The 21,650-nt window shown below is 70.9% G+C and carries 24 protein-coding genes; 14 read left to right on the plus strand and 10 right to left on the minus strand.

Going from position 1 to position 21,650, the window contains the following annotated elements:
• The first annotated feature begins 35 nt into the window (after positions 1-35).
• From ABJI51_RS16325 to ABJI51_RS16355, 7 genes are all read left to right on the plus strand, one after another.
• Positions 36-599 (plus strand): TetR/AcrR family transcriptional regulator, encoded by a 564-nt coding sequence (locus ABJI51_RS16325; RefSeq protein ID WP_348951897.1) that lies wholly within the window; start codon positions 36-38, stop codon positions 597-599.
• The gene (locus ABJI51_RS16330; RefSeq protein WP_348951652.1) at positions 596-2,134 is read left to right on the plus strand and encodes a glycerol-3-phosphate dehydrogenase/oxidase; all 1,539 of its coding nucleotides are present in this window, start codon (positions 596-598) and stop codon (positions 2,132-2,134) included. Before ABJI51_RS16325 ends, ABJI51_RS16330 begins: the two co-directional genes overlap by 4 nt.
• Before the next feature lie 75 nt (positions 2,135-2,209).
• Positions 2,210-2,479 carry a helix-turn-helix transcriptional regulator gene (locus tag ABJI51_RS16335; protein WP_348951653.1) on the plus strand — a complete coding sequence of 90 codons (270 nt, stop codon included), beginning with the start codon at positions 2,210-2,212 and terminating at the stop codon, positions 2,477-2,479.
• A complete protein-coding gene (locus ABJI51_RS16340; RefSeq protein WP_348951655.1) occupies positions 2,476-3,024 on the plus strand; it encodes a hypothetical protein in 549 nt (182 codons plus the stop codon). The genes ABJI51_RS16335 and ABJI51_RS16340 overlap by 4 nt, the downstream gene beginning before the upstream one ends.
• Positions 3,017-3,937, plus strand: a complete 921-nt coding sequence (locus ABJI51_RS16345; protein WP_348951656.1) for an ABC transporter ATP-binding protein — start codon at positions 3,017-3,019, stop codon at positions 3,935-3,937. Before ABJI51_RS16340 ends, ABJI51_RS16345 begins: the two co-directional genes overlap by 8 nt.
• The gene (locus tag ABJI51_RS16350) at positions 3,934-5,124 is read left to right on the plus strand and encodes an ABC transporter permease (RefSeq protein WP_348951658.1); all 1,191 of its coding nucleotides are present in this window, start codon (positions 3,934-3,936) and stop codon (positions 5,122-5,124) included. The genes ABJI51_RS16345 and ABJI51_RS16350 overlap by 4 nt, the downstream gene beginning before the upstream one ends.
• Positions 5,117-5,605: a GNAT family N-acetyltransferase gene (locus tag ABJI51_RS16355; protein WP_348951660.1), complete on the plus strand. Its 489-nt coding sequence runs from the start codon at positions 5,117-5,119 to the stop codon at positions 5,603-5,605. Before ABJI51_RS16350 ends, ABJI51_RS16355 begins: the two co-directional genes overlap by 8 nt.
• Here ABJI51_RS16355 and ABJI51_RS16360 read toward each other — a convergent pair.
• From ABJI51_RS16360 to ABJI51_RS16375, 4 genes are all read right to left on the minus strand, one after another.
• Positions 5,595-6,929 carry a cryptochrome/photolyase family protein gene (locus ABJI51_RS16360; RefSeq protein WP_348951662.1) on the minus strand — a complete coding sequence of 445 codons (1,335 nt, stop codon included), beginning with the start codon at positions 6,927-6,929 and terminating at the stop codon, positions 5,595-5,597. The two genes, ABJI51_RS16355 and ABJI51_RS16360, sit on opposite strands and share 11 nt — an antisense overlap.
• 61 nt (positions 6,930-6,990) lie before the next feature.
• A complete protein-coding gene (locus tag ABJI51_RS16365; RefSeq protein WP_348951664.1) occupies positions 6,991-8,307 on the minus strand; it encodes a citrate synthase in 1,317 nt (438 codons plus the stop codon).
• Between the two features lie 197 nt (positions 8,308-8,504).
• On the minus strand, positions 8,505-9,446 hold the full coding sequence (locus ABJI51_RS16370) for a carbohydrate kinase family protein (RefSeq protein ID WP_348951666.1): 942 nt from the start codon (positions 9,444-9,446) through the stop codon (positions 8,505-8,507).
• 41 nt (positions 9,447-9,487) lie between these two features.
• Complete coding sequence (locus ABJI51_RS16375; protein ID WP_348951668.1) at positions 9,488-10,069, minus strand: TetR/AcrR family transcriptional regulator; 582 nt, start codon at positions 10,067-10,069, stop codon at positions 9,488-9,490.
• A 102-nt stretch (positions 10,070-10,171) separates the two neighbouring features.
• On the opposite strand from ABJI51_RS16375, the gene ABJI51_RS16380 reads away from it, so the two are divergent.
• The 3 genes from ABJI51_RS16380 (at position 10,172) to ABJI51_RS16390 (ending at position 12,622) form a co-directional block, all read left to right on the plus strand.
• Positions 10,172-11,308, plus strand: coding sequence for an acyl-CoA dehydrogenase family protein (locus ABJI51_RS16380; RefSeq protein ID WP_348951670.1), 1,137 nt, complete (start codon positions 10,172-10,174; stop codon positions 11,306-11,308).
• 49 nt (positions 11,309-11,357) lie between these two features.
• Positions 11,358-11,909, plus strand: a complete 552-nt coding sequence (locus ABJI51_RS16385) for a Uma2 family endonuclease (RefSeq protein ID WP_348951672.1) — start codon at positions 11,358-11,360, stop codon at positions 11,907-11,909.
• A gap of 107 nt (positions 11,910-12,016) precedes the next feature.
• Positions 12,017-12,622 carry a Uma2 family endonuclease gene (locus ABJI51_RS16390; protein WP_348951674.1) on the plus strand — a complete coding sequence of 202 codons (606 nt, stop codon included), beginning with the start codon at positions 12,017-12,019 and terminating at the stop codon, positions 12,620-12,622.
• A 53-nt stretch (positions 12,623-12,675) separates the two neighbouring features.
• Here the strand turns inward: ABJI51_RS16390 and ABJI51_RS16395 are convergent, their stop codons facing one another.
• Genes ABJI51_RS16395 through ABJI51_RS16405 form a run of 3 tightly spaced genes read right to left on the minus strand, consistent with a single transcriptional unit; the run spans position 12,676 to position 15,628 of the window.
• Positions 12,676-13,893, minus strand: coding sequence for an amidohydrolase (locus ABJI51_RS16395; RefSeq protein ID WP_348951676.1), 1,218 nt, complete (start codon positions 13,891-13,893; stop codon positions 12,676-12,678).
• A 45-nt stretch (positions 13,894-13,938) separates the two neighbouring features.
• Positions 13,939-14,691 (minus strand): Asp23/Gls24 family envelope stress response protein, encoded by a 753-nt coding sequence (locus ABJI51_RS16400; RefSeq protein ID WP_348951677.1) that lies wholly within the window; start codon positions 14,689-14,691, stop codon positions 13,939-13,941.
• A gap of 31 nt (positions 14,692-14,722) precedes the next feature.
• Positions 14,723-15,628 (minus strand): aldose 1-epimerase family protein, encoded by a 906-nt coding sequence (locus ABJI51_RS16405; RefSeq protein WP_348951679.1) that lies wholly within the window; start codon positions 15,626-15,628, stop codon positions 14,723-14,725.
• A 67-nt stretch (positions 15,629-15,695) separates the two neighbouring features.
• On the opposite strand from ABJI51_RS16405, the gene ABJI51_RS16410 reads away from it, so the two are divergent.
• From ABJI51_RS16410 to ABJI51_RS16425, 4 genes are read left to right on the plus strand one after another with little or no spacing between them, the layout of a single operon-like run.
• Positions 15,696-16,274, plus strand: coding sequence for a TetR/AcrR family transcriptional regulator (locus tag ABJI51_RS16410; RefSeq protein ID WP_348951681.1), 579 nt, complete (start codon positions 15,696-15,698; stop codon positions 16,272-16,274).
• Positions 16,274-17,110 (plus strand): MBL fold metallo-hydrolase, encoded by an 837-nt coding sequence (locus ABJI51_RS16415; RefSeq protein WP_348951683.1) that lies wholly within the window; start codon positions 16,274-16,276, stop codon positions 17,108-17,110. Before ABJI51_RS16410 ends, ABJI51_RS16415 begins: the two co-directional genes overlap by 1 nt.
• On the plus strand, positions 17,107-17,931 hold the full coding sequence (locus tag ABJI51_RS16420; protein WP_348951684.1) for an MBL fold metallo-hydrolase: 825 nt from the start codon (positions 17,107-17,109) through the stop codon (positions 17,929-17,931). The genes ABJI51_RS16415 and ABJI51_RS16420 overlap by 4 nt, the downstream gene beginning before the upstream one ends.
• 57 nt (positions 17,932-17,988) lie before the next feature.
• On the plus strand, positions 17,989-18,933 hold the full coding sequence (locus ABJI51_RS16425) for a hypothetical protein (RefSeq protein WP_348951685.1): 945 nt from the start codon (positions 17,989-17,991) through the stop codon (positions 18,931-18,933).
• On the opposite strand, the gene ABJI51_RS16430 is transcribed toward ABJI51_RS16425, so the two are convergent.
• From ABJI51_RS16430 to pdxH, 3 genes are all read right to left on the minus strand, one after another.
• Positions 18,934-19,485 (minus strand): DUF3558 family protein, encoded by a 552-nt coding sequence (locus tag ABJI51_RS16430; protein WP_348951687.1) that lies wholly within the window; start codon positions 19,483-19,485, stop codon positions 18,934-18,936.
• Between the two features lie 23 nt (positions 19,486-19,508).
• The gene (locus tag ABJI51_RS16435; protein WP_431605621.1) at positions 19,509-20,774 is read right to left on the minus strand and encodes an MFS transporter; all 1,266 of its coding nucleotides are present in this window, start codon (positions 20,772-20,774) and stop codon (positions 19,509-19,511) included.
• A 154-nt stretch (positions 20,775-20,928) separates the two neighbouring features.
• The gene (gene pdxH / locus ABJI51_RS16440) at positions 20,929-21,606 is read right to left on the minus strand and encodes a pyridoxamine 5'-phosphate oxidase (RefSeq protein WP_348951691.1); all 678 of its coding nucleotides are present in this window, start codon (positions 21,604-21,606) and stop codon (positions 20,929-20,931) included.
• Positions 21,607-21,650 lie beyond the last annotated feature (44 nt).

A 21,650-nucleotide genomic window follows, 5' to 3' on the forward strand; every position in this document is an offset into this window, starting at 1 on the left:
TCGCGGACACCCGGAGCAGGCAGACGGCCACCCGGGTGGCCGATGACGTGCTGCTCGACGCCGCGCGCACGTGCGTGCTGGCGGTCGGTGTGCGCCGCACCACACTCGCCGAAATCGCCCGCACCGCCCGGGTCAGCCGGATGACGGTCTACCGCCGGTTCCCCGACGTCCGCAGCGTGCTCGCCGCCCTGATGACCCGCGAGTTCAGCGGGCTGCTGCGCACGGCGACCGAGCTCGGCGCCGACGCCGCGCACAGCAGGGAGCGCCTGGTGACGATCGCGGCGGCCGGGGTCCGCGCGCTGTCGGCCGACCCACTGTTCCGGACGCTGCTCGACGTCGATCCCGAGCTGGTCCTGCCGTACATCGTGGAGCGGCTCGGCGCGACCCAGAAGTTCGCCGAGCAGGCCCTGCACCATCTGCTGGAGGCGGGCCACCAGGACGGTTCGATCCGGCGGGCGCCGGTCGCGGCGCAGTCCCGGTCGATCCTGCTGGTGGTGCAGTCGTTCGCGTTCTCGCTGCGGCCGGCGACGGCGGACGTCGGCGAGGCGGCGCTGATGGCGGAGTTCCGGCACGTGCTCGACGCGGCACTGAAGCCGTGACGCCGGGCTCGCTCAACGCGCGGCGCCGCGAACGCGAACTGGCGGCGCTGGCGGCGGGCGAGCGCGTCGACCTCGTGGTGGTCGGCGGCGGGGTCACCGGCACCGGGATCGCACTGGACGCGGCCTCGCGCGGGCTGTCGGTGGCGCTGGTCGAGGCCCACGACCTGGCGTTCGGCACGTCCCGCTGGTCGTCGAAGCTGGTCCACGGCGGCCTGCGCTACCTGGCACACGGCGAGCTGGGCCTGGCCCACGAGAGCGCGGTCGAGCGCGGCATCCTGATGACCCGCACGGCCCCGCACCTTACGCGCGCGATGCCCCAGCTGTTTCCGTTGTACCCCAGCACTTCCCGCGCCCAGCAGGCCTTCGTGGCAGCGGGCCTGCGAGCAGGCGACGCCCTCCGCCGCGCGGCCCGGACGCCGTCGTCGGTGCTGCCCCGGCCCCGTTCGGTCCCGGCGGCCGAGGCACTGGCACTGGCACCCGGCCTGGCACCCCGCGGCCTCCGCGGCGCGCTGCTGGCCTACGACGGCGCCCTGGTGGACGACGCCCGGCTCGTGATTTCCCTGGCCCGCACGGCAGCTTCGTTCGGCGCCCGCATCCTGACGCGCCTTTCGGCGACGTCGCTGTCGGCGGACCGCGTCCAGGCACGCGACGGCCTCTCGGGTTCCACTGTGGACATCCACGCCCGCCAGGTGATCAACGCGACGGGTGTGTGGGCGGGCACGCTGACGGGCTCGGTGCGGCTGCGGCCGTCGCTGGGTTCGCACCTGGTCCTCGCCCCCGGGACGGTCCCGATGGGAACGACGTCGGTGAACATCGGCGTGCCCGGCGAGAACAACCGGTTCGTCTTCCTGCTCCCCCAGCCGGACGGCCGTGTCTACTTGGGACTGACGGACGAGCCCGTCCCGGGTCCGATTCCGTCTGTTCCTTCGGTTCCCGAGTCCGATGTGGACTTCCTGCTTTCGCTGGCTTCGTCGGTACTGTCCCGCCCGCTGACCCGGGCGGACGTGGCGGGCTCGTATGCGGGCCTGCGTCCATTGGTGGAGGGTGGCGGACGGTCGGCGGACCTGTCCCGCAAGCACGCCGTACTGGCCGGTTCGGATGGCTTGCTGACGGTGGTGGGCGGCAAGCTCACGACGTACCGCCGGATGGCCGAGGACGCGGTCGACGCGGCGGTCCGGCTCGCCGGTCTCACGGCTTCCCCTTGCCGGACTGCCCGGCTTCCGTTGCTGGGAGCGGCTTCGCGGTCGGCTTTGTCCCTTGTGGACGCTCCGGCGCGACTGGTGGCCCGGTACGGGACGGAGGCGCCCCGGGTGGCCGCCTTGGGCGAGCTGGACGCGGAGTTCGCGGCCCCGGTGAGCCCCGGAACGGAGATCACGGCGGCCGAGATCGTGTGGGCGGTCCGGAACGAGGGAGCACTCGACGTGGCGGACGTCCTGGAGAGACGGACCCGGCTGTCCCTCATCCCGGCCGACGCGGAAGCCGCGGCCCCCCGGGTCGCCGAGCTTGTCGACAAGTCGCTCGCGGGCCTCGCCTGACCAGAGCACCCAGCACAACCGGACTTGAGGTTCCCTTAACTTGACGCGCCGTTGGGTTTTTGCAACAGTACGTCCATGAGTCCGGTAAGACGCGGCAAGGAGCTGCCGATCTACAACCGGCTTCCCGTGCTCCGGGCCGAGCGCGGGATGACCAGGGCCGCGCTCGCCAGTGCCGTCGATGTCAATCCGCAGACCATCGGCGCGCTCGAGCGGGGCGACCACTATCCGAGCCTGGATCTGGCGTTCCGGATCTGCGCGGTGTTCGACCTGCCCGTCGAGGCGGTCTTCAGCCGCGAGCCGTTCACGCCGCTGTCCACCCAGGTCTACCGCGAGGGGGGAGCATGACCGAGCAGCCGGGCCGGCTCGCGGCCTACTGGGAACGTCAGCTGGACAAGCTCGACGAACGCGAACGACGACGGGCCCTGCACCTGCCGCGGTGGCGGACCCGCAAGCACCGGCGGGCCCTCGTTGCCGTGCTCGTCGCCGGGGATCTGGCCCTGATCGCCGGGGCGACGCGGTACGAGCTGGAGCCGCGCTGGGTGTTTCCCGCCATCTGGCTGAGCGGGCTCGTCATCGGCGGCGTGGCCTTCCTGTTGCTGCGCATCCTCACCGGGCGGATGAGCGGCAGCTTCTCCCGCCTGCTGGACGAACGCGAGCGCGAGTGGCGGCACCGCGTCACCTACATCGGCTACCAGGCGCTCAGCTACCTGATGGTGATCGCGCTGCTGTACAGCCTGTTCATCGCCAACACCGAAGAAGGCGGCGTCCGGGGCGCGATGATGCTGTCCGCGCTGCTCGTCACCGGGACGACCATCCCGGCCGTCGTGCTGGGCTGGTCGCTGCCGGACGACGATCCCGAAGACTTCGAAGAGGGGATGGGGAATGACTGAGGGGACGCTGGAGATCGACGGGATCTCCAAGCGCTACGGCGCGAAGGTCGCGCTGGACGGCGTTTCGTTCGACGTCCGCGCCGGGGAGCTGTTCGGCTTCGTCGGCAGCAACGGGGCAGGCAAGACGACCACCATGCGGATCGCGCTGGGGGTGCTCGCCGCCGACGGGGGCGAAGTGCGCTTCGGCGGCGAGCCGGTCACGCACGAGACCCGCACCCACATCGGCTACATGCCGGAGGAACGCGGGCTCTACCCGAAGATGAAGGTGCTCGACCAGCTCGTCTACCTGGCCGAGCTGCACGGCCTGAGCGCGAACGAAGCCCACCGCAACGCCGAGAACTGGATCACCCGGCTCGGGCTGGCCGAGCGCCGCAAGGACGAGGTGCAGAAACTGAGCCTCGGCAACCAGCAGCGCGTCCAGCTCGCCGCGGCCCTGGTGCACGACCCCGCGGTGCTGGTGCTCGACGAGCCGTTCTCCGGCCTCGACCCGCTCGCCGTCGACGTCATGAGCGGTGTCCTGCGGGAGAAGGCCGCGGCGGGCGTGCCCGTGGTGTTCTCCAGCCACCAGCTCGACCTCGTCGAGCGGCTCTGCGACCGGGTCGGGATCATCCGCGGGGGCCGGATGGTCGCGGTCGGCACGGTCGACGAGCTGACCGCGGGCGCGAACAGCAAGCTGGTCGTCACCGCGCCTGCCGCGCGGCCGGGGTGGGCCGCGGGCCTGCCCGGCGTGCGCGTGCTGGAGGAGCACGGCACCACGACCGTGCTCGACCTCGCACCGGGCGCGGACGACCAGGCCGTGCTCGCCGCGGCGCTGGCCACCGGGCCGGTGACCGAGTTCAGCCGCCGTCGCCGGTCGCTGACCGAGCTCTTCCGCGACGCCGTGAACGACGCCAAAGAGGGGGAAGCCCGATGAAGAAGCTCAGTGGCCGCCGGGCCGTCTGGCTGGTGATGAAGCGCGAGCTGAACACGCGGCTGCGGACACGGTCCTTTGTGGTCGGCACCGCGGTGCTGCTGGTGCTGCTGATCGGCTACATCGGGTTCCAGACCGCGCTGGCGGGCTCGTCGGACAGGAGCAAGGTCGGGCTGACCGGGCAGGCGATCGGCATCGCCCAGCAGCTGCAGGCCACGGCCGCCCGCGCGGGACAGCAGATCGAAACGGTCGCCGTCACCGACGCGGCGGAGGGCCGCAAGAAGGTCGAGGACGGCGACTTCGACGCGCTCGTCTCGGGCAGCGCGGCACAGCTGACCGCCACCTACAAGTCCTCTTTGGACAGCCAGCTGCGCGCGGTGCTCGACCAGGTCGCACAGCAGCAGGTGCTCGACGGAGTGCTGTCGTCGGCGCAGCTGGAGCCTGCCGAGGTGATGGCCAGGGTCAACGGCACCCACGTCCGCGACGACGCGCTCGCGCCGGAGCCACCGGACCACACGCAGCGGCTGGTCGTCGGGCTGGTCGTGGCGTTCCTGCTGTACATGAGCATCATCACCTACGGGATGATGGTCGCCCAGGGCGTCGTGGAGGAGAAGTCGAGCCGGGTCGTGGAGATCCTGCTCGCCAGCGTCCGGCCGTGGCAGCTGCTGCTGGGCAAGGTGATCGGCCTCGGCCTGGTCGGCCTGACCCAGCTGGTGATCCTGGCGGCGGCCGGCCTGGTGGCGGCGTCGGTCACCGGGGTGGTCAGCGTGTCCGGCTTCGCCACCGGCACGCTGCTGTGGGGCCTGCTGTGGTATTTGCTCGGTTTCCTGTTGTACGCCACGATCTACGGCGCGCTGGGCTCGCTGGTGTCGCGGCAGGAGGACACCCAGTCGGTGGTCGGGCCGCTGAACATCATCCTCGTGGTGGGCTTCATCGCGGGCTTCAACCTGCTGGTCCAGAACCCGGCGGGCTCGGCGACGAAGATCGTCTCGCTGATCCCCCTGCTCTCCCCGATCCTCATGCCCGCCCGCATTTCGACAGGCGCGGCGGCGGGCTGGGAGATCGCGCTGTCGCTCACGCTGACCGTCGCACTCATCGCCGCACTGACCTGGCTGGGCGGCAAGATCTACGGCAACAGCGTGCTGCGCATCGGCAGCCGGATCAAGCTGTCGGAGGCCCTGCGTGGCTGAGGTGCGGCCCGCCGGGCCGGACGACGTGGCGGCGATCCACCGGTTCGGCGAAGCGCACATCCGGCCGCACTACGCCCCGCTGATCGGCGCGGCCGCGGCGGACGAGCAGGTCCGTAACTGGTGGAACGAGCCGCATCTCGCGGCGGCCGTCGACGGCGGGCTGGTGGTCGTCGCGGAGGACGGCGGCGAGCTGGCCGGCGTCGGGCAGCGTGGCCGCGCCGGGGCCGAGCACGTGGTCTACAAGCTCTACGTCCACCCGCGGCAGCGCGGCCGCGGGCTCGGCCCCCGCCTGCTCGACGCCCTCATCCGGCAGCTGCCCGCGGACGCCGGGCGGCTGTACATCGAGCACTTCGCCGCCAACGAGCGAGCCGGCGCGTTCTACGAGCGCGAAGGCTTCACCGTGGACCGGATCGAGCCGAGCCCCACCGGCGATCCCGCGCTCGCCGTGGTGTGGCGCGTCCGGCCGCTGCTCACGAGGTGATCCGGCCGTAGCGCTCCAACGCGATCCGGCGCTCGTGGGCGTGGTCGACCATGGGCGCCGGGTAGTCCGCGGGCCGCTCCTTCAGCCGGTGGACCGCCTTTCCCGGCACCGACCGCAGTTCCGGCACGTACTTCCGCACGTAGTCGCCCTGCGGGTCGAACTTCTCCCCCTGCGTGGCCGGGTTGAAGATCCGGAAGTAGGGCGCCGCGTCCGTGCCGGAGCCCGCGATCCACTGCCAGTTCAGCTGGTTCGACGCCAGGTCGCCGTCCACGAGGTGCTTCATGAAGTGCCGGGCACCCAGCCACCACGGCAGGTGCAGGTCCTTCACCAGGAAGCTCGCGACGACCATCCGCACCCGGTTGTGCATCCAGCCCTCGGCCAGCAGCTGCCGCATCCCGGCGTCCACGAACGGGAAGCCGGTCTTTCCCGCACACCACCGCTCGAACGCCTCGGGATCGTCGTCGTACGCCATTCCGTCGAACCGCCTGTCGTAATTGCGGCGCGCCGTTTCCGGCCGGTGCCACAGGACGTCCGCGTGGAACTCCCGCCAGCACAGCTCACTCCGCAGCGCCTGCGCGCCCGGGCTGTCGTCCAGGTCCGCCAGCAGCGTCCGCGGATGGACGCATCCCCAGCGCAGGTACGGTGAAAGCCGGGTCGTGCCCGGCAGATCGGGGCGGTCGCGGTCGGTGGCGTACGTCTCGATGCCGCCGGAAAGGAACTCGTGCCAGACGTCCAGGGCGGCCTGCTCACCCGGTTCGGGCAGCGTGGCCGAAACGCGGGGCGGACGCGGGATCTTCACCGACCGAAGTGGTTCCACCCAGTCCACATGGGACGGTCGAGCCGGGGAAGGCCAGCCGTGGGCGGTCCAGGCGCGGAAGAACGGCGTGAAGACGCGGTACGGTTCGCCGTCCGGCTTGGTGACGCGGCCCGGGGTCACCGCGTACGGCGAGCCGGTCTCCACCCAGCCGATGTTGTGCTCCGCCAACGCCTTCGCGACCGCGGCGTCGCGGCGGCGGCCGTACGGACCCGCGTCGGCGCTGACGTGCACCGCCGCCGCGCCGATCTCGCGTGCCGCGCGGACGACTTCGGTGGCCGGGTCGCCGTGCACCAGCATCAGCCGTCCGCCGAGCTGGTCGTTCAGCTTCTCCAGGCAGCCGAGGAGAAACGCCGTCCGCGGCGCGCCCGAAGGCGTCAGGAGCACGTCGTCGAGGACGTACAGCGCGAGGACGTGCTTGCTGTGGCGGGACGCCTCCAGCAGCGCGGCGTGGTCGCCGAGCCGCAGGTCGCGGCGGAACCACAGGACAACCGGCGCTTCTCTGGTCACGCCCGCCAACGATAAGCGCCCCGCCGTGCGGGTGCACGACGGGGCGCTCAGCCAAAAAAAATCAGCGCTCGGCGATGGGGGTGTAGTCCCGCTCGGCGTGGCCGGTGTAGATCTGGCGCGGGCGGCCGATCTTGGTGGCCGGGTCGTTGATCATCTCGCGCCAGTGCGCGATCCAGCCCGGGAGCCGGCCCAGCGCGAACAGCACCGTGAAGAACTTCGTCGGGAAGCCCAGCGCCCGGTAGATCAGGCCGGTGTAGAAGTCCACGTTCGGGTACAGCTTGCGCTCGATGAAGTAGTCGTCGGAAAGCGCGGTCTCCTCGAGCTTCTTCGCGATGTCGAGCAGCTGGTCGCCGCCCTTCAGCTTGCCGAGGATCTCGTCCGCGGTGCTCTTGATGATCTTCGCGCGCGGGTCGTAGTTCTTGTAGACCCGGTGCCCGAAGCCCATGAGCTTGACACCCTTTTCCTTGTTCTTCACCCGCTCGACGAACTTCGCGACGTCGCCGCCGTCCGCCTGGATGCCCTCCAGCATGTCGAGCACCGCGGAGTTCGCGCCGCCGTGCAGCGGGCCGAACAGGGCGTTGATGCCTGCCGAGATCGACGCGAACAGGTTCGCCTCGGACGAGCCGACCAGGCGCACGGTCGAGGTCGAGCAGTTCTGCTCGTGGTCGGCGTGCAGGATGAACAGCAAGTCGAGCGCCTTGGCGGCCTCGGGGTCGACCTCGTACGGCTCGGCCGGGAAGCCGAACGTCATCCGCAGGAAGTTCTCGACCAGGCCCAGCGAGTTGTCCGGGTACAGCAGCGGCTGGCCGACGGACTTCTTGTACGCGTACGCGGCCAGCGTCGGGAGCTTGGCCAGCAGGCGGACCGTCGACAGCTCCACGTTGGGCTCGTCGAACGGGTTGAGCGAGTCCTGGTAGAAGGTCGACAGCGCGGACACCGCGCTCGACAGGACCGGCATCGGGTGGGCGTCGCGCGGGAAGCCGCTGAAGAACGCCTTCAGGTCCTCGTGGAGCAGCGTGTGCCGCTGGATCTTCTCGGTGAATTCGGCCAGCTGGGCCTGCGTCGGCAGCTCGCCGTAGATCAGCAGGTAGGAGACCTCGATGAAGGTCGACTTCTCGGCCAGCTGCTCGATCGGGTACCCGCGGTAGCGGAGGATGCCGGCGTCACCGTCGATGTAGGCGATGGCCGACGACGCGGCGCCGGTGTTGACGAAACCGGGGTCGTAGGTGATGTACCCCGTCTGCGCCAGCAGCTTCCCCAGTTCGATCCCGGGCGCGCCCTCGACCGGGTGGACGATCTTGAACTCGTGCTCGCCACTCGGCAGGGTCAGCTTCGCGGTTTCGCCGCCGGACTGCCCCGCAGTCGTCGCGTCGGACATGCAAGTCCCTCTCACGTTCGGCACGGGCCGGCGGCGCCTGTACGTTTCACAGGTAGCCACGTGTTCACGCGAGGAAACACTGGCGCCTCGCTGCACACCGCCCCGCTGGGGTATGAAGAATGCCCCTCTACGCTAGTCGAGAAACGTGCCTTTGCGCAGCGGTGACGTTGCTCCCAGGGCCCGCTTTGGGACCAGGTTCACACACCGGCCGCCATATCGGCCGAAGTCGGCGGCTCGGCACCGCTGCGGGACACCGTGATCGACGCCGCTTTCGCCGCGAAGGCCAGTGCCTCGCGCCACGCGTCCGCGTCGAGCGTCCCCAGGTCGGCGGCCTCGTGGGTGTGCAGCCAGGCCAGCAGCGCGCCCTGGACGGTGTCGCCCGCGCCGATGGTGTCGACCACAGTCACCTTGCGCGAGGGCACGTGGGCCAGCTCACCTGCGGCGGTGATCACCGAGAGCCCGTCGGCGCCCCGGGTGAGCACCACGGCGTCCACACCGGACTCGATCCACGTCTTCGCCGCGGCCACCGGGTCGGCGCCCCCGGTGAGCCACGCGGCGTCGTCGTCGGAGATCTTCAGCAGCCGCACGTCCGGCAGCCAGGAGGCGAACCGGGCCCGGTAGGCGGCCGGGTCGGTGATCAGCGCTTCGCGGATGTTCGGGTCCAGCACCGTCAGCACACCGCGGGCGGACTCGCGCCGCAGCATCGCTTCGTACGCCGAAGCACCCGGCTCCAGGACCATGCCGAGGGTGCCGAGTGAGAGCGCTGTCACGTTCTCCGGCAGCGGCCCCGGGTCCACAACGAGCCGGTCGGCCGTCCCCTCGACGTAGAACGTGTAGCGCGCGGCGCCCTTGGCGTCGAGCGCCACCACGGCCAGCGTCGTCGGCTCGTCGCCGCGCTGCAGCAGGGAGGTGTCGACGGCCGAGGCGTGCAGGCGCTCGATCATCGCTTCGCCGAAGCGATCGGTGGACACCCGCGAGAGGAACGCCGCCGGCACGCCGAGCCGCCCGGCGGCCAGCGCGACGTTGTACGGGCCGCCGCCGAGCCGCGGCAGCAACGCGCGCAGCCCACCGTCCACAGTGGAATCCAAGGGGTCGCCGGGAACCAGGTCGACCAGAGCTTCTCCGCCTACGACGATCACGCGGGGAGTTTAATCGAGCGGCCGCTGACAATTCCTGTCCGCTATTTGTTCAGCCCGCCGAGCAGCAGTTCCCCCAAAGCGGTGAACGCCTCGGCGTCGGACACCTCGGTCCGGCTGCCGAGCACCCCGGTCTGGATGCCCTCGATGATCAGCCCGGTCATTTCCGCGACGAGCCGGGCGTGGACGTCACGGAAGACGCCCTCGGCGACACCCTTGTCGATGAACTGCCGCAGCCGCTTGGCGGCGAACCGGCTGTTGAGCCGGTAGGCCTCCCGCGTCGGGCCGAACTCGGCGAGGTCGCGCATGAAGGCCGCGGACGCGCGGTTCAGGTGCTCGGAGACGCCCGCCAGGTACTCCCCGATGAGCTTGCGGGCGTCGTCGATGCCGTCGATGCGTTCTTCGATGCGCTCGGCGGCGCCGCGGAAGAACTGGGTGACGACCTTGACGGCGAGCTGCTCCTTGCTGGGCGCGAGCGCGTAGAGCGTCGACTTCGAGCAGCGCAGCCGGCCGGCGAGGTCGTCGAGGGTGAAATCGGCGAAGCCCTCGGCGAGGAAGAGCGCCTCCAGGTCGGCGAGCAGGGCACGCTGGCGGGCGGTCGGCCGTCGGCGGGGTTCGGGGCGCATCGGCTCACTATCTCCTACGTCTTCCGGACACCCCAGGTCTGCCGTACTGTACTCTGAATCAGCCCACAGTACTGTTTTCAGTACAGCTTTTGGAGGACAAGGATGCCCGCCGAACGCCTGCTGCCCACTCCGGAGGCGGAGGACCTGGTCGCGCTGACCAGGGAGATCGCCCGTGACGAGCTGGCCCCGCGGGCCGCGGCGGCGGAAGAGGCCGAACAGTTCCCCCGCGAGCAGTTCCGCCTGCTCGGCAAGTCCGGCCTGCTGGGCCTGCCGTACCCGGAGCGCTGGGGCGGCAGCGACGTCTCGTACGAGGTCTACCTCCAGGTCCTGGAGGAGATCGCGACGGCGTGGATGACGGTCGGCGTCGGGCTGTCGGTGCACACGATGTCCTGCTACGCGCTGGCGGAGTACGGCACCGACGAGCAGCGCGAGAAGTGGCTCCCGGACATGCTCGAAGGCTCGCTCCTGGGCGCGTACGCGCTGTCGGAGACGCACGCGGGCTCGGACGCGGCGGCGCTGTCGACGCGCGCGCGTCTCGACGGTTCGGACTACGTCGTCAAGGGCACGAAGGCGTGGATCACCCACGCGGGTGTCGCGGACTTCTACACGACGATGGTCCGCACGGGCGACGAGGAGATCTCGTGCCTGCTGGTCGACGGCGCGACGCCGGGCCTGTCGGCGGCACCGCGCGAGCGGAAGATGGGGCTGACCGGGTCCCCGACGGCCCAGCTGATCTTCGACGACGCCCGCGTGCCGTCCGAGCGGCTCCTGGGTGAGCCGGGGGCGGGCCTCCGCATCGCGCTGTCGTCGCTGAGTTCGGGACGGCTCGGCATCGCGGCGTGCGCGGTGGGCCTGGCGCAGGCGGCGCTGGACGAAGCGGTGGCGTACGCGAAGGGCCGCTCGCAGTTCGGCCGCCCGATCATCGACTTCCAGGGCATCGAGTTCCTCCTGGCCGACATGGCGGCGACGGTCGAGGCGTCCCGGGCGCTGTACCTGGACGCGGCCCGCCGCCGCGACCGCGGGCTGCCGTTCAAGCGCCAGGCGTCGATCGCGAAGCTGGTGGCGACGGACGGCGCGATGAAGGTGACGACGGACGCGGTCCAGGTCCTCGGCGGGGCGGGGTACACGCGGGACTTCCCGGTCGAGCGGTACATGCGCGAGGCGAAGGTGCCCCAGATCTTCGAGGGCACGAACCAGATCCAGCGGCTGGTGATCGCGCGCGAGCTGAAGAACGCGTAGCCGAATCGAGCGAAGGCTGTCGCACGCCCGGCACGGATACCGTTGCGGCATGCCCGGTCATCTGCTGACCATCGAGGAGTACGCGGCCCTCGGTGCCACCGACTTCGGTTTCACCGAGCTGATGGAGGGCCGCGTGGTGACGTGCCCGGCGTCCGGACGCCGTCACGACCTGGCGGTATGCCTCCTGGCCGCCCAGCTCGAGCGGCAGCTGCCGCTGGGTCTGGCGTTCGTGATCGCGAATGACCTGGACCTGTGCCTGACCCCGGACGGAGAGCCGGGGTTCGCCCGCCGCCCGGACCTGCTGGTCGTCAACCGCACGGCCTTCGAAGGCGGCGGCATGCTCCGCGCATCGGACGTGGTGCTGGTGGCCGAGGTCGTGACGCCGGGTTCGAAGCGGACCGATTACCAGGTGAAGCACGACGAGTATGCCGATGCGGGGATTCCGCATTACTGGATCGTCGACCTCGCCGAGCCGGTTTCGCTGGTCTCTTGTCACCGGGACGGCCAGGCGGGGTATCGGGACTCCTGGCCGGTCACGGGCGTCTTCACGGCCAGCGCACCGTTCCCGGTCAAGCTCGACCTCGACGGGCTGCTGCCGTGACGAGGCGGCCCGCATCGAGCGACGTCTGTCGCACGTTCGGTACAGATACGGTTACTCCTGGTTGAACCTGAGCCGTGAGAGAATGCCGGGCGACGTGAGGAGACGCTGTGATTGCACTTTCCCAGCCGGGCCCCGCTCGCCGGTGGGAGATCCCCGATCACCTGCTGACGATCGAGGAATACGCGGCACTCGGTGAGACCGACTCCGGTTTCACCGAACTTGTGGAAGGTCGCGTCGTGATGTCCCCGAGCCCCGTCCCCGATCACGGCATCGTGATGCTTGAGCTGGCACAGCAACTCGCCGGTCAGGTGCCGAATCACCTCCGCGTCTTGCCGGGAACCGACGTGGATCTCGGTCTGGCACCCGCGGGAAGACCTGGCTTTTCCCGCCGCCCGGATCTGCTCATCGTCGAGAAGGCGGGAATTGCCCGCGTTCGCCGGGAAGGCCCCATGCTCAGGGCCGAAGAGGTGGCCGTCGTCATCGAAATCGTGTCCCCCGGCTCCAAGCGAACCGACTACCACGTCAAGCACGACGAATACGCCGACGCCGGAATCCCGCACTACTGGATCGTCGATATCATCGAGCCGGTCTCGCTCGTCGCCTGTCACCAAGCCGGGGAGTTCGGCTACCTGGACGCCGCGGCCGTCACCGGCACCTTCACCACCGACGTCCCCTTCCCCGTCAAGATCGACCTCGCCGCCCTGTTGACCTGAACCAGACGGGCGGCGCGCCGGAACCGCCCGGTCACCGGCGCACCGCCCGAAACTCAGCGCACCTCGCGGTACCGCCGGTCCTTCGACACGCCCTCGCCCGACGCCTCGTCGAAGTGGTACACCTCGTCCCCGCGGACGAACACGCGCAGCGCGCGGTTCATGACGTCCAGCGGGTCGCCCGACCACAGCACGACATCCGCGTCCAGGCCCGGCTTCAACGCGCCGATCCGGTCGTCCAGGCCCAGCATCGACGCCGGGTTGATCGTCAGCGCGCGCAGGGCCGTCACCGGGTCGAGGCCGTCCTTCACTGCCAGGGCCGCCTGGTACACCAGGAAGTTGATCGGGATCACCGGGTGGTCCGTCGTGATCGCGATCTTCACCCCCGCGCGGGCCAGGATGCCCGCCGAACGCAGCGTGCGGTTGCGCAGCTCGACCTTGGACTTCGTCGTGAACAGCGGGCCCAGGATCACCGGGACGTCGCGTGCGGCCAGCAGGTCCGCGATCAGGTGTCCCTCGGTGCCGTGGTTGATCACCAGCTTGTAGCCGAACTCGTCCGCCAGGCGCAGCGCCGTCACGATGTCGTCCGCTCGGTGGACGTGCTGGTCCCAGTACAGCTCGCCGTCGAGGACCTTGGACAGGGTCTCCAGCGTCAGGTCGACTTCGTGCGGCTTGCCCTCGGACTCCGCGTGCGCGCGCTTTGCCTGGTAGTTGCGGGCCTTCGTGAACGCTTCGCGCAGGATCGCCGCGACCCCCAGCCGCGTCGACGGCGTCTGCTTCTTGTCGCCGTACACGCGCTTCGGGTTCTCGCCGAGCGCGCTCTTGACGCTGACCTGCTCCGCGAACGTCATGTCGAGGATGCTGCGGCCCCACGTCTTGACGCCGATGGTCTGGCCGCCGATCGGGTTGCCCGAACCAGGCTTGATGACGACGCTCGTGACGCCACCGGCCAGCGCGTCGTCGAAGCCGGGCTCGTACGGGTCGATGCCGTCGACGGCGCGGAAGCGGGCGCCGTTCGGGTCGGTCATCTCGTTGGTGTCGTTGCCTGCCCAGCCTTCGCCGTCCTCGTGGACGCCGAGGTGGGCGTGGGCGTCGATGAAGCCGGGCAGCACCCAGGTGCCTGCCGCGTCGACGAGTTCGGCGTCCTCCGGGATGTCGACGTCGGCCTCGGCGCCGACCGCGACGATCCGGCCGCCGTCGATCAGGACCGTGCCGCCTTCGATGGGATCACCGTCGATGGGGACGACATAGCCCCCGACAATTGCCTTCGCCATAGTTCGCCACGCTAACGAACTCGCCCGGACGGGTGCACGCGGGGCTCAGCTCGCGAGCAGGTCGAACCCGAACCCGGCGACGACGAGCAGGACGCCGATGACCCGCAGCGACCGGTCCGGCTGCGGCCCGCGCAGCAACACCAGCGGCGGCCACACGAACAGGCCGTAGACGACCAGCGGCCAGGCCCGCGCGACGAGGTTCACGGCCAGGGACAGCACGGCGAGGACCGCCATCAGGATCCAGTACCAGCTGAACGCGAAGACCAGCGCGCCGACGAACAACAGCACCCACCAGTACCAGGCGGTGCTGTCTTCGGTGGCCGGCTGCGCCGGGGGCGCACCGGCGAACTCGTGCCAGATGATCAGCGTCCACCCCGCCACGAGGAGAATTCCCAGGCCGGTCCCCAGGATCCGCTTCACCCGGCGGGCTTCGGGCTCCAGCTCCCGCTGCTTCGGCCCGCCACCCGGGTGCAGGTGAGGGCGCTTGGCGGCGCTGCGGCGGGCCACGTCTTCGACGATGTCGCGGTACACGTCCCGGTAGATCTCGGCCGTGCGCCGCCAGGTCTGGGCCAGCGTCCGGCGGTGCCCTTCGACCGGCCGGACCCGCAGCCGCTCGCCCCACGCGCTGATCCGCGCGACCCCGACGATGTCGATGATCGCCACCAGCCCGCCGGTGAACTGGCCGAGCTTCCCGAGCCGTCCCCACCACAGCACGGGCAGGCCCCAGAGCGTGTAGCCCGACACGGACTGGCCGTCGAACCACAGTCCCCAGGCCTGCCAGAACGACACCGACTGCACCGGCGCAGCCTAACCGCGAGGCTCCGGCGGGTCAGCGGACCCGGATGCCCCAGCTGCCCGACCACGACGCCGACGGCTCCAGCTCGATCAGGTCGTCGCCGGTGTTGAGGGCGTCGGCCGGGCAGGTCATCGGCTCGATCGCGACCGCGCGGCCGCGGCCGACGAGGTCGTCCGGGGTGAACACCTGGGCCCAGCGGAAGTCCGGGCCGGTCCAGACCAGCAGTTCCTGCTCGGCGTGGCGCAGGACGATGTGGTGCGTGCCGTCCCCGGCCGCGGTCAGGCCGCCGAACGCCGTGTCCAGGTCGACGCCCGCCAGCACCCGGCCCGCGCGGAAGTCGTACTCGGTCCCCTCGACGTCCTGCTCCGGCGCGTAGGGCATCTGCTCGTCGGGCAGCGACGGCCGGACCCGCGTCGCGGGCAGCGTCAGGGTCAGCTCGTCGGTCGGGACGTCGCCGATCCGGAAGTACGGGTGCGTGCCGACGCCGACGCCGATCGGCTGGTCGCCCTCGTTGCGGATCTCGTGGGTCACGGTCAGCTCGCGCGGCGCGAGCTCGTAGGTGACGGTCGCGCGCAGGGGCACCGGCCAGCCCGGCTGCACCTCGACGTCGACGGCCAGGGTGATCGACGACTCGGCGTGCTCCAGCAGCTCCCATTCGAGGTGCCGGGTGAGGCCGTGGATGGCGTTGCCGCGCGCCTCCTCGGTGACTTCCAGCTGCTGCGGCTCGCCCTGGAACGTCCACCGGCCGCCCTTGGTCCGGTTCGGCCACGGCAGCAGGATCTGCCCGGCGGCCTTCGGCGGGTGCGCGTCTTCGGGGAACTCCTCGACGTACGGCACGCCGCCGACTTCGAACGCCCGCAGGCCGGCACCGATTTCGGTGACGACGGCGCGCGCGTTGCCGCGGGTGATCTCGAACTGCTGACCGGTCGGGTTGCCCATGCCCACGACCTTACCGATCCGCGAAGTCACTAGACCGGTCGTCATAGTTTGGGCTACAGTCGCCGTCATGGTTCGCCGCACCGACACCCGGCAGCGGATGCTCGACACCGCCGCCGACCTGTTCCAGACCCAGGGCTACCACGCCACCGGCCTCACCCAGCTGACGACGGCCGGGGGCGCGCCGAAGGGGTCGCTCTACTTCCACTTCCCCGGCGGCAAGGAACAGCTCGCCGCCGAAGCCGTGCGCCTGTCCGGCGAGCGCACCGGCGCCATGCTCGAAGCGATCCTGCGGGACGCTCCCGGCGCACCGGCGGCGATCGACCGGGCCGTCGAGGCGTTGGCGAATTTCCTTGTCCAGTCGGACTTCCAGCGCGGATGTCCACTTGCGACAGTCGCGCTCGACGCCGCGGCAGCGAGCGACACCATCCGGGAAGCCTGCGCCGACGGCTACTCCTCGTGGCACGGAATCCTCGCCACTTACCTTGCCACGCAAGGGCTTTCCGCCGAGCGTGCCGAGGAGCTGGCCACCGTCGTGCTCGCCGCGATCGAAGGCGGGCTGCTGCTGGCCCGCACCCGCCGGGACGTCGCGCCGCTGCGCGCCGTCGCCACCCATCTGCACGCCACCCTCGACCGGGAGTTCTCCTGATGCGCGTCCACCACCTCAACTGCGGCACCATGCGCCCGCTGGGCGGAAAGCTGATCGACGGCAGGCCGGGGGTGTTCCGGCGGGCCACCATGGTCTGCCACTGCCTGCTGCTCGAGACGGACACGGGCCTCGTGCTCGTCGAGACCGGCATGGGGACACCGGCCGCGGTGGACCGCGTCGCCTGGCTCGGCGCCGGTTTCGTCCGGCAGTCCAATCCGGTCCCCGATCCCGCGCAGACGGCCATCGCGCAGATCCGCGCGCTCGGCTTCGATCCCGCTGACGTCCGCGACATCGTGCTGACCCACCTCGACCTCGACCACGCCGGCGGGCTGATCGACTTCCCGTGGGCCCGCGTGCACGTCTACGCCGAGGAGCTGCGTGCCTTCACCGATCCGCGCGACGCTGCCGAGCGCAGCCGCTACCGCCGGATCCAGTTCGCTCACGGTCCTCAGTGGACGTCCTATGCGGACACCGGCGAGCCCTGGTTCGGTTTCGACGCCGTCCGGCAGCTGGACGGCCTGCCGCCCGAGATCCTGCTCGTCCCACTGTCCGGTCACACGCGCGGGCACGCCGGGGTCGCCGTCGACACCGGCAGCGGCTGGCTGCTCAACGCAGGCGACTCGTACTTCTTCCACGGCCAGGTCGATCCCGCGGCGCCGCACTGCCCGCCGGGCCTGAAGTGGTTCGAGGGCCGCGTGGAGACGGTGCGGGGCGCCCGGCTGGACAATCACCGCCGCCTGCGCCAGCTTGTTCAGGAGCACGGCGACGAGGTCACCGTCTTCGCCGCGCACGACGAGACCGGGTTCCTCCGGCTGAGCACCAGGAGCAGGGTATGAAGGTGCACCACCTGAACTGCGGATCGATGCGCCCGGCGGGCGGCAGGCTGCTCGACGGCGAGCCCGGCCTGCTGCGCCGGGCGGAGGCGGTCGCGCACTGCCTGCTGATCGAAACCGGCGACAGCCTGGTGCTGGTCGACACCGGCTTCGGCACCCAGGGCGTGGCGCGCCCCGTCGAGTGGCTAGGGCGGCCGTTCCTGGCGATGACCGGTGCGCGGACCGAGGCGGCGGAGACGGCCGTCGCGCAGATCAAGGCACTCGGCCTCGACCCGGCCGACGTCCGTCACATCGTCGCGACGCACCTGGACGTCGACCACGCGGGCGGGCTGGCCGACTTCCCCAACGCCGTCGTGCACGTCCGCGCCGAGGAGCACCGGTCGGCGACGGCGCCGTCCAACGCGGCCGAGAAGAACCGGTACCGCGCCATCCAGTTCGCGCACCGCCCGCTGTGGAGCACCTACGACGAGACGGGCGAGCCGTGGTTCGGCTTCGACGCGGTCCGCGCGCTGAAGGGCCTGCCGGAGGAGATCCTGCTGGTCCCGCTGACGGGTCACACGCGCGGCCACACGGGCGTGGCGGTCGACACCGGCGACGGCTGGCTCCTGCACGCCGGCGACGCGTACTTCTTCCACGGCCAGCTGGATCCGGTCGCGCCGCACTGCCCGCCCGGCCTGACGGCGTTCCAGAACCTCGTCCAGACCCTGCGGAAACCGCGGCTGGAGAACCTGGCGCGGCTGCACGAGCTGGCGCGGGACCACCAGGACGAGGTCACGGTGTTCTCGGCACACAGCGCGGTCGAACTGGCGGCGTTGCGCCGGTAGCGGGAACCGGATGATCTCCGGCGCCATCGAAAGTTCCCGACGACGGGAGGTTCGACGGTGGCGAAGATCCGATGGGGCGTGGCGCTGCTCGCCGTGCTGGCGACGGCCTGCGGAAGCGGTCCGGCGCCGGACGCGGCACCGCTCGACCTCTCCGGTGTCGTGCTGCTGCAGGACCAGGACGATCCCCACCTCGACGAGATCGTCTTCGCCGACCCGGCCACGGGCGCGGTCAAGACGGTCCTGCCGCTGCCCGGGCGGGACACTTCGCTGCACCGGCTGGGCGAACCGACGTCGAAACTCGACCTCGTTTCGCCGGACGGGCAGTACGCCACGCTCGACACCGGCGAAGGCGTCGAGGTGTTCCGGCTCGACACCGCCGAGCGGCGGTACGAGCGGACCGCGGTCGTCCCCAATCCCGGGCAGGGGGCCCGGTTCCGGAATCCGAAGTTCGGCCGGACCGGCTCGAAGCTGTTCTTCGACGACGGCAAGGCCGTGTACTCCGTCGACTACCGGCAGCTCGGGGCACCGGCCAAGGAAGCCACCCTCGCGCCGGACGGCTACGCCCGGGACTGGTGGCTCAGCGCCGAGGACGAGGTGCTGACCTGGCAGGACGCGAAGCACGCTGGCGACGGCTTTTCCTACCTGGCAGGCGCATCGGGCGCGATCGCCTACGCCGTCTACGACGAACCCGGCGCCACCTACGACTTCGTCGCCGCGCTCGACGCGACGACTGTGCTGCTGTCGGCCGCCACCGGCACCGCTGAGCACGGCGTTCTCGTGCGGTTGCACCTCGACAACGGAAAGCCCCAGCTGACGAAGCTCGTCGAGCGGTCGGAGCCGCGGATCCTCAAGGCTGCCGCCGCACCGGACCGGACGACCGTGCTGTACCAGACCGCCGAAGGCGAGTTCTTCGCCTCGCCGGTGACGCCGGGCGCGGTCGCGCGGCCAGCGCTGCCGCAGCTGCCGCCCGCGGCGGGACGGCAGCTCGTCGGCTGGGCGTGATCAGCTTGCGGTGAGGGCCTGCTTGACCAGCGGCGCCATCTGCTCGGGCGACATCTTGGCCGGGCCGGTGTAGTTGATCAGCACCGGCGTGCCCGCGACCAGCTCGGCCGAGGCGAGGGTGGCCGTCTTCTGCTCGTCGACGTAGTAGACCGCGCCGTCGGGGAAGCCGGGGACGTCCTTCGCGCCCGCCTTCGCCTTCTTGATCGACGCGACCATCTCGGCGGGCTTGCCCTGGCGGCCTTCGTAGCGGGTCACCGCGAGGGCGCCCGCGGCCTTGCCGTCGAGCTGGTACTCGCAGCTGCGGGCCTTGCCGCCGTTGGCCGCGTTGTCCTGCACCGGGCCCGGGACCGCCTTGAGGTTGTCCAGGGACAGCGCCTTCGACACGGCTTCGGCGGGCAGCAGCTTGCACGGGTCGAGCGACGCGGCGGCGGCGTTCGTGCCCGGCGCCGGCTTCGGAGCCGACGACGAAGTGGGCTTCTCGGACGGCTTGTCCCCGGACGAGCAGGCGGTCAAAGCGGCAAAAGCGACCAAAACGGCAACGAAGGTACGCATGCCCGCACCGTACTCCGAACGGCCTACGCCGTGGGCGCCCGGTACCGCCAGAACGCCGGGAGCACCAGCATCGAGGCGAGGACCAGCACGATCACCAGCAGCCCGCCGGTGGTCGCGGCGGCCGACGTCCCGAAGGCGGCGGCGCCCCAGCCGTGGGTGAGGTCGGCGATCCGCGGGCCGCCGGCGACCACGACGGTGAACACGCCCTGGAGCCGTCCGCGCATCTCGTCGGTGGTGGCGGTCTGCAGGATGGCCATCCGGTAGACGGCGCTGACCATGTCCGCGGCCCCGGCGAGTGCCATGAAGAGGACGGCGAGCCACAGCGAGTGGGCGAGCCCGAAGCCGGCGACCGCGGCCCCCCACGCGCAGATCGCGACGACGACCGCGACGCCGTGCCGGTGGATGCGGGTGAGCCAGCCGGAGAACAGCCCGATGATCATGGCGCCCGCGGGCAGGGCGGCGTAGAGCCAGCCGAGCGCGGGACCGCCGCCGGGCGGGTCGCCGAAGGTGCGTTCGGCCATCTCGGGAATGAGCGCGCGCGGCATCCCGAAGACCATCGCGATGATGTCGGCGACGAAGGAGGCGAGCAGGATCTTCTGCCCGGCGAGATACCGGAAGCCGTCGACGACGTCCCGCAGCCCGGCCCGGCGCGAGGGGCCGTTGAGCGGCGGGATGGCCGGCAGCCGCCAGACGGCGAAGAGGGTGATCGTGAGGGCGACGACGTCGATCAGGTAGAGCGTCGAGAGGCCGAGCACGGGGATCAGCGAGCCGGCGAGCAGCGGGCCGAAGACGGCGCCGAAGGTCGACATGGTGGTGTTGAGGGCGTTCGCCGACGGCAGCAGTTCGGCGGGCACGAGCCGGGCGACGACGGCGCCGCGGGTGGGCATGTTGATCGCGAAGAAGGCCTGGTTGACGGCAAGCAGGCCGAGCACGAGCCAGACGGACCCGAAGTGCGCGAAGGCCTGAAGCCAGAGCAGCGCGGAGGTGATGGCGACGCCGACGTTGGTGACGAAGAGCAGCTTCCGCCGATCGACGGCATCGGCAACGGCCCCGCCCCAGAGCCCGAAGACGAGCAGCGGAACGAGGGCGACGAGCCCGGTGAGCCCGACGTAGGCGGAGGAACCGGTGAGGTCGAAGACCTGCTTGGGCACGGCGACGGCGGTCAGCTGAGTCCCGACGGCAGTGACCACAGTGGACAGCCAGAGCCGCCGGAAGGCGACGATTTTCAGCGGCCGTGTGTCGACGACGATGCGGCCGAGGAGCTTCCGGACACCCGAGCGGGGCGGCAAGGTCCCCGGTTCACCACTCACGAACAGCGAGCTTAGCTCGGCTAACTATCTCGGCGCAGGTGATTTTCCTCGCCTGGGCGGTCCGGCCCGAACGCACCAATGTGGCCTTCGGTGCGCTCAACACACCGAAGGCCACCTTGGGGCGCCTCAGGACTCAGGGGGCGACCCGCTCCACGTGCCACCCGTCGTCGGTCCGCACATACCGCAGGCGGTCGTGCATCCGGTCCTCGCGGCCCTGCCAGAACTCCACCAGGTCCGGGCGGATCCGCCAGCCGCCCCAGTGGGGTGGGGCCGGGATCTGCTCCACCTCCGCGAAGCGCCGCTCGATTCCGTGGAGCGCGTTGTCCAGCGCGCGACGGCCGTCGACCACCCGGGACTGCGGGGACGCCCACGCCCCCAGCTGCGAACCGCGGGGGCGCTGGGCCCAGTACTCCGCCGTCTCCTTGGTGCCGACCTTCTCCACCTCGCCGCGGACGTGGACCTGGCGGTGCAGCGCGTACCAGGGGAACGTCACCGACGCGTAGCGCGTCGCCGTCAGGTCGTGGCTCTTCGCCGACGTGTAGTTCGTGTAGAACACCACGCCCCGCTCGTCCAGGCCCTTGCACAGCACCGTGCGGGACGACGGGCGGCCTTCGGCGTCCGCCGTCGCCAGCACCATCGCGTTGGGTTCGGGGATGCCGGCCGCGACGGCCTGGTTCAGCCAGCCCTGCAGCTGGTCGGTCCAGGTGGCGGCCAGCGACGATTCGTCGAACGCCGCGCCGTCGTAGGCCACGCGCATTCCGGGCAGGCGCACCACGGCGTCTTCCACCTGGTCCTCGATTTCCGGCATCATCGCCAAACCTCCACGCCCGGTCGGGGCATCGATCGACTTCGGCT

The sequence above is a fragment of the Amycolatopsis melonis genome (assembly GCF_040064235.1).
GTDB lineage: Bacteria > Actinomycetota > Actinomycetes > Mycobacteriales > Pseudonocardiaceae > Amycolatopsis > Amycolatopsis melonis.

What these genes read in the sequence shown, in the direction of transcription:
- ABJI51_RS16335 (WP_348951653.1), top strand. Translation starts at nt 2,210, where the DNA reads ATGAGTCCGGTAAGACGCGGCAAGGAGCTGCCGATCTACAACCGGCTT.
- ABJI51_RS16340 (WP_348951655.1), top strand. Translation starts at nt 2,476, where the DNA reads ATGACCGAGCAGCCGGGCCGGCTCGCGGCCTACTGGGAACGTCAGCTG.
- ABJI51_RS16345 (WP_348951656.1), top strand. Translation starts at nt 3,017, where the DNA reads ATGACTGAGGGGACGCTGGAGATCGACGGGATCTCCAAGCGCTACGGC.
- ABJI51_RS16350 (WP_348951658.1), top strand. Translation starts at nt 3,934, where the DNA reads ATGAAGAAGCTCAGTGGCCGCCGGGCCGTCTGGCTGGTGATGAAGCGC.
- ABJI51_RS16365 (WP_348951664.1), bottom strand. Translation starts at nt 8,307, where the DNA reads ATGTCCGACGCGACGACTGCGGGGCAGTCCGGCGGCGAAACCGCGAAG.
- ABJI51_RS16375 (WP_348951668.1), bottom strand. Translation starts at nt 10,069, where the DNA reads ATGCGCCCCGAACCCCGCCGACGGCCGACCGCCCGCCAGCGTGCCCTG.
- ABJI51_RS16380 (WP_348951670.1), top strand. Translation starts at nt 10,172, where the DNA reads ATGCCCGCCGAACGCCTGCTGCCCACTCCGGAGGCGGAGGACCTGGTC.
- ABJI51_RS16385 (WP_348951672.1), top strand. Translation starts at nt 11,358, where the DNA reads ATGCCCGGTCATCTGCTGACCATCGAGGAGTACGCGGCCCTCGGTGCC.
- ABJI51_RS16395 (WP_348951676.1), bottom strand. Translation starts at nt 13,893, where the DNA reads ATGGCGAAGGCAATTGTCGGGGGCTATGTCGTCCCCATCGACGGTGAT.
- ABJI51_RS16405 (WP_348951679.1), bottom strand. Translation starts at nt 15,628, where the DNA reads ATGGGCAACCCGACCGGTCAGCAGTTCGAGATCACCCGCGGCAACGCG.
- ABJI51_RS16410 (WP_348951681.1), top strand. Translation starts at nt 15,696, where the DNA reads ATGGTTCGCCGCACCGACACCCGGCAGCGGATGCTCGACACCGCCGCC.
- ABJI51_RS16415 (WP_348951683.1), top strand. Translation starts at nt 16,274, where the DNA reads ATGCGCGTCCACCACCTCAACTGCGGCACCATGCGCCCGCTGGGCGGA.
- ABJI51_RS16420 (WP_348951684.1), top strand. Translation starts at nt 17,107, where the DNA reads ATGAAGGTGCACCACCTGAACTGCGGATCGATGCGCCCGGCGGGCGGC.
- ABJI51_RS16430 (WP_348951687.1), bottom strand. Translation starts at nt 19,485, where the DNA reads ATGCGTACCTTCGTTGCCGTTTTGGTCGCTTTTGCCGCTTTGACCGCC.
- pdxH (WP_348951691.1), bottom strand. Translation starts at nt 21,606, where the DNA reads ATGATGCCGGAAATCGAGGACCAGGTGGAAGACGCCGTGGTGCGCCTG.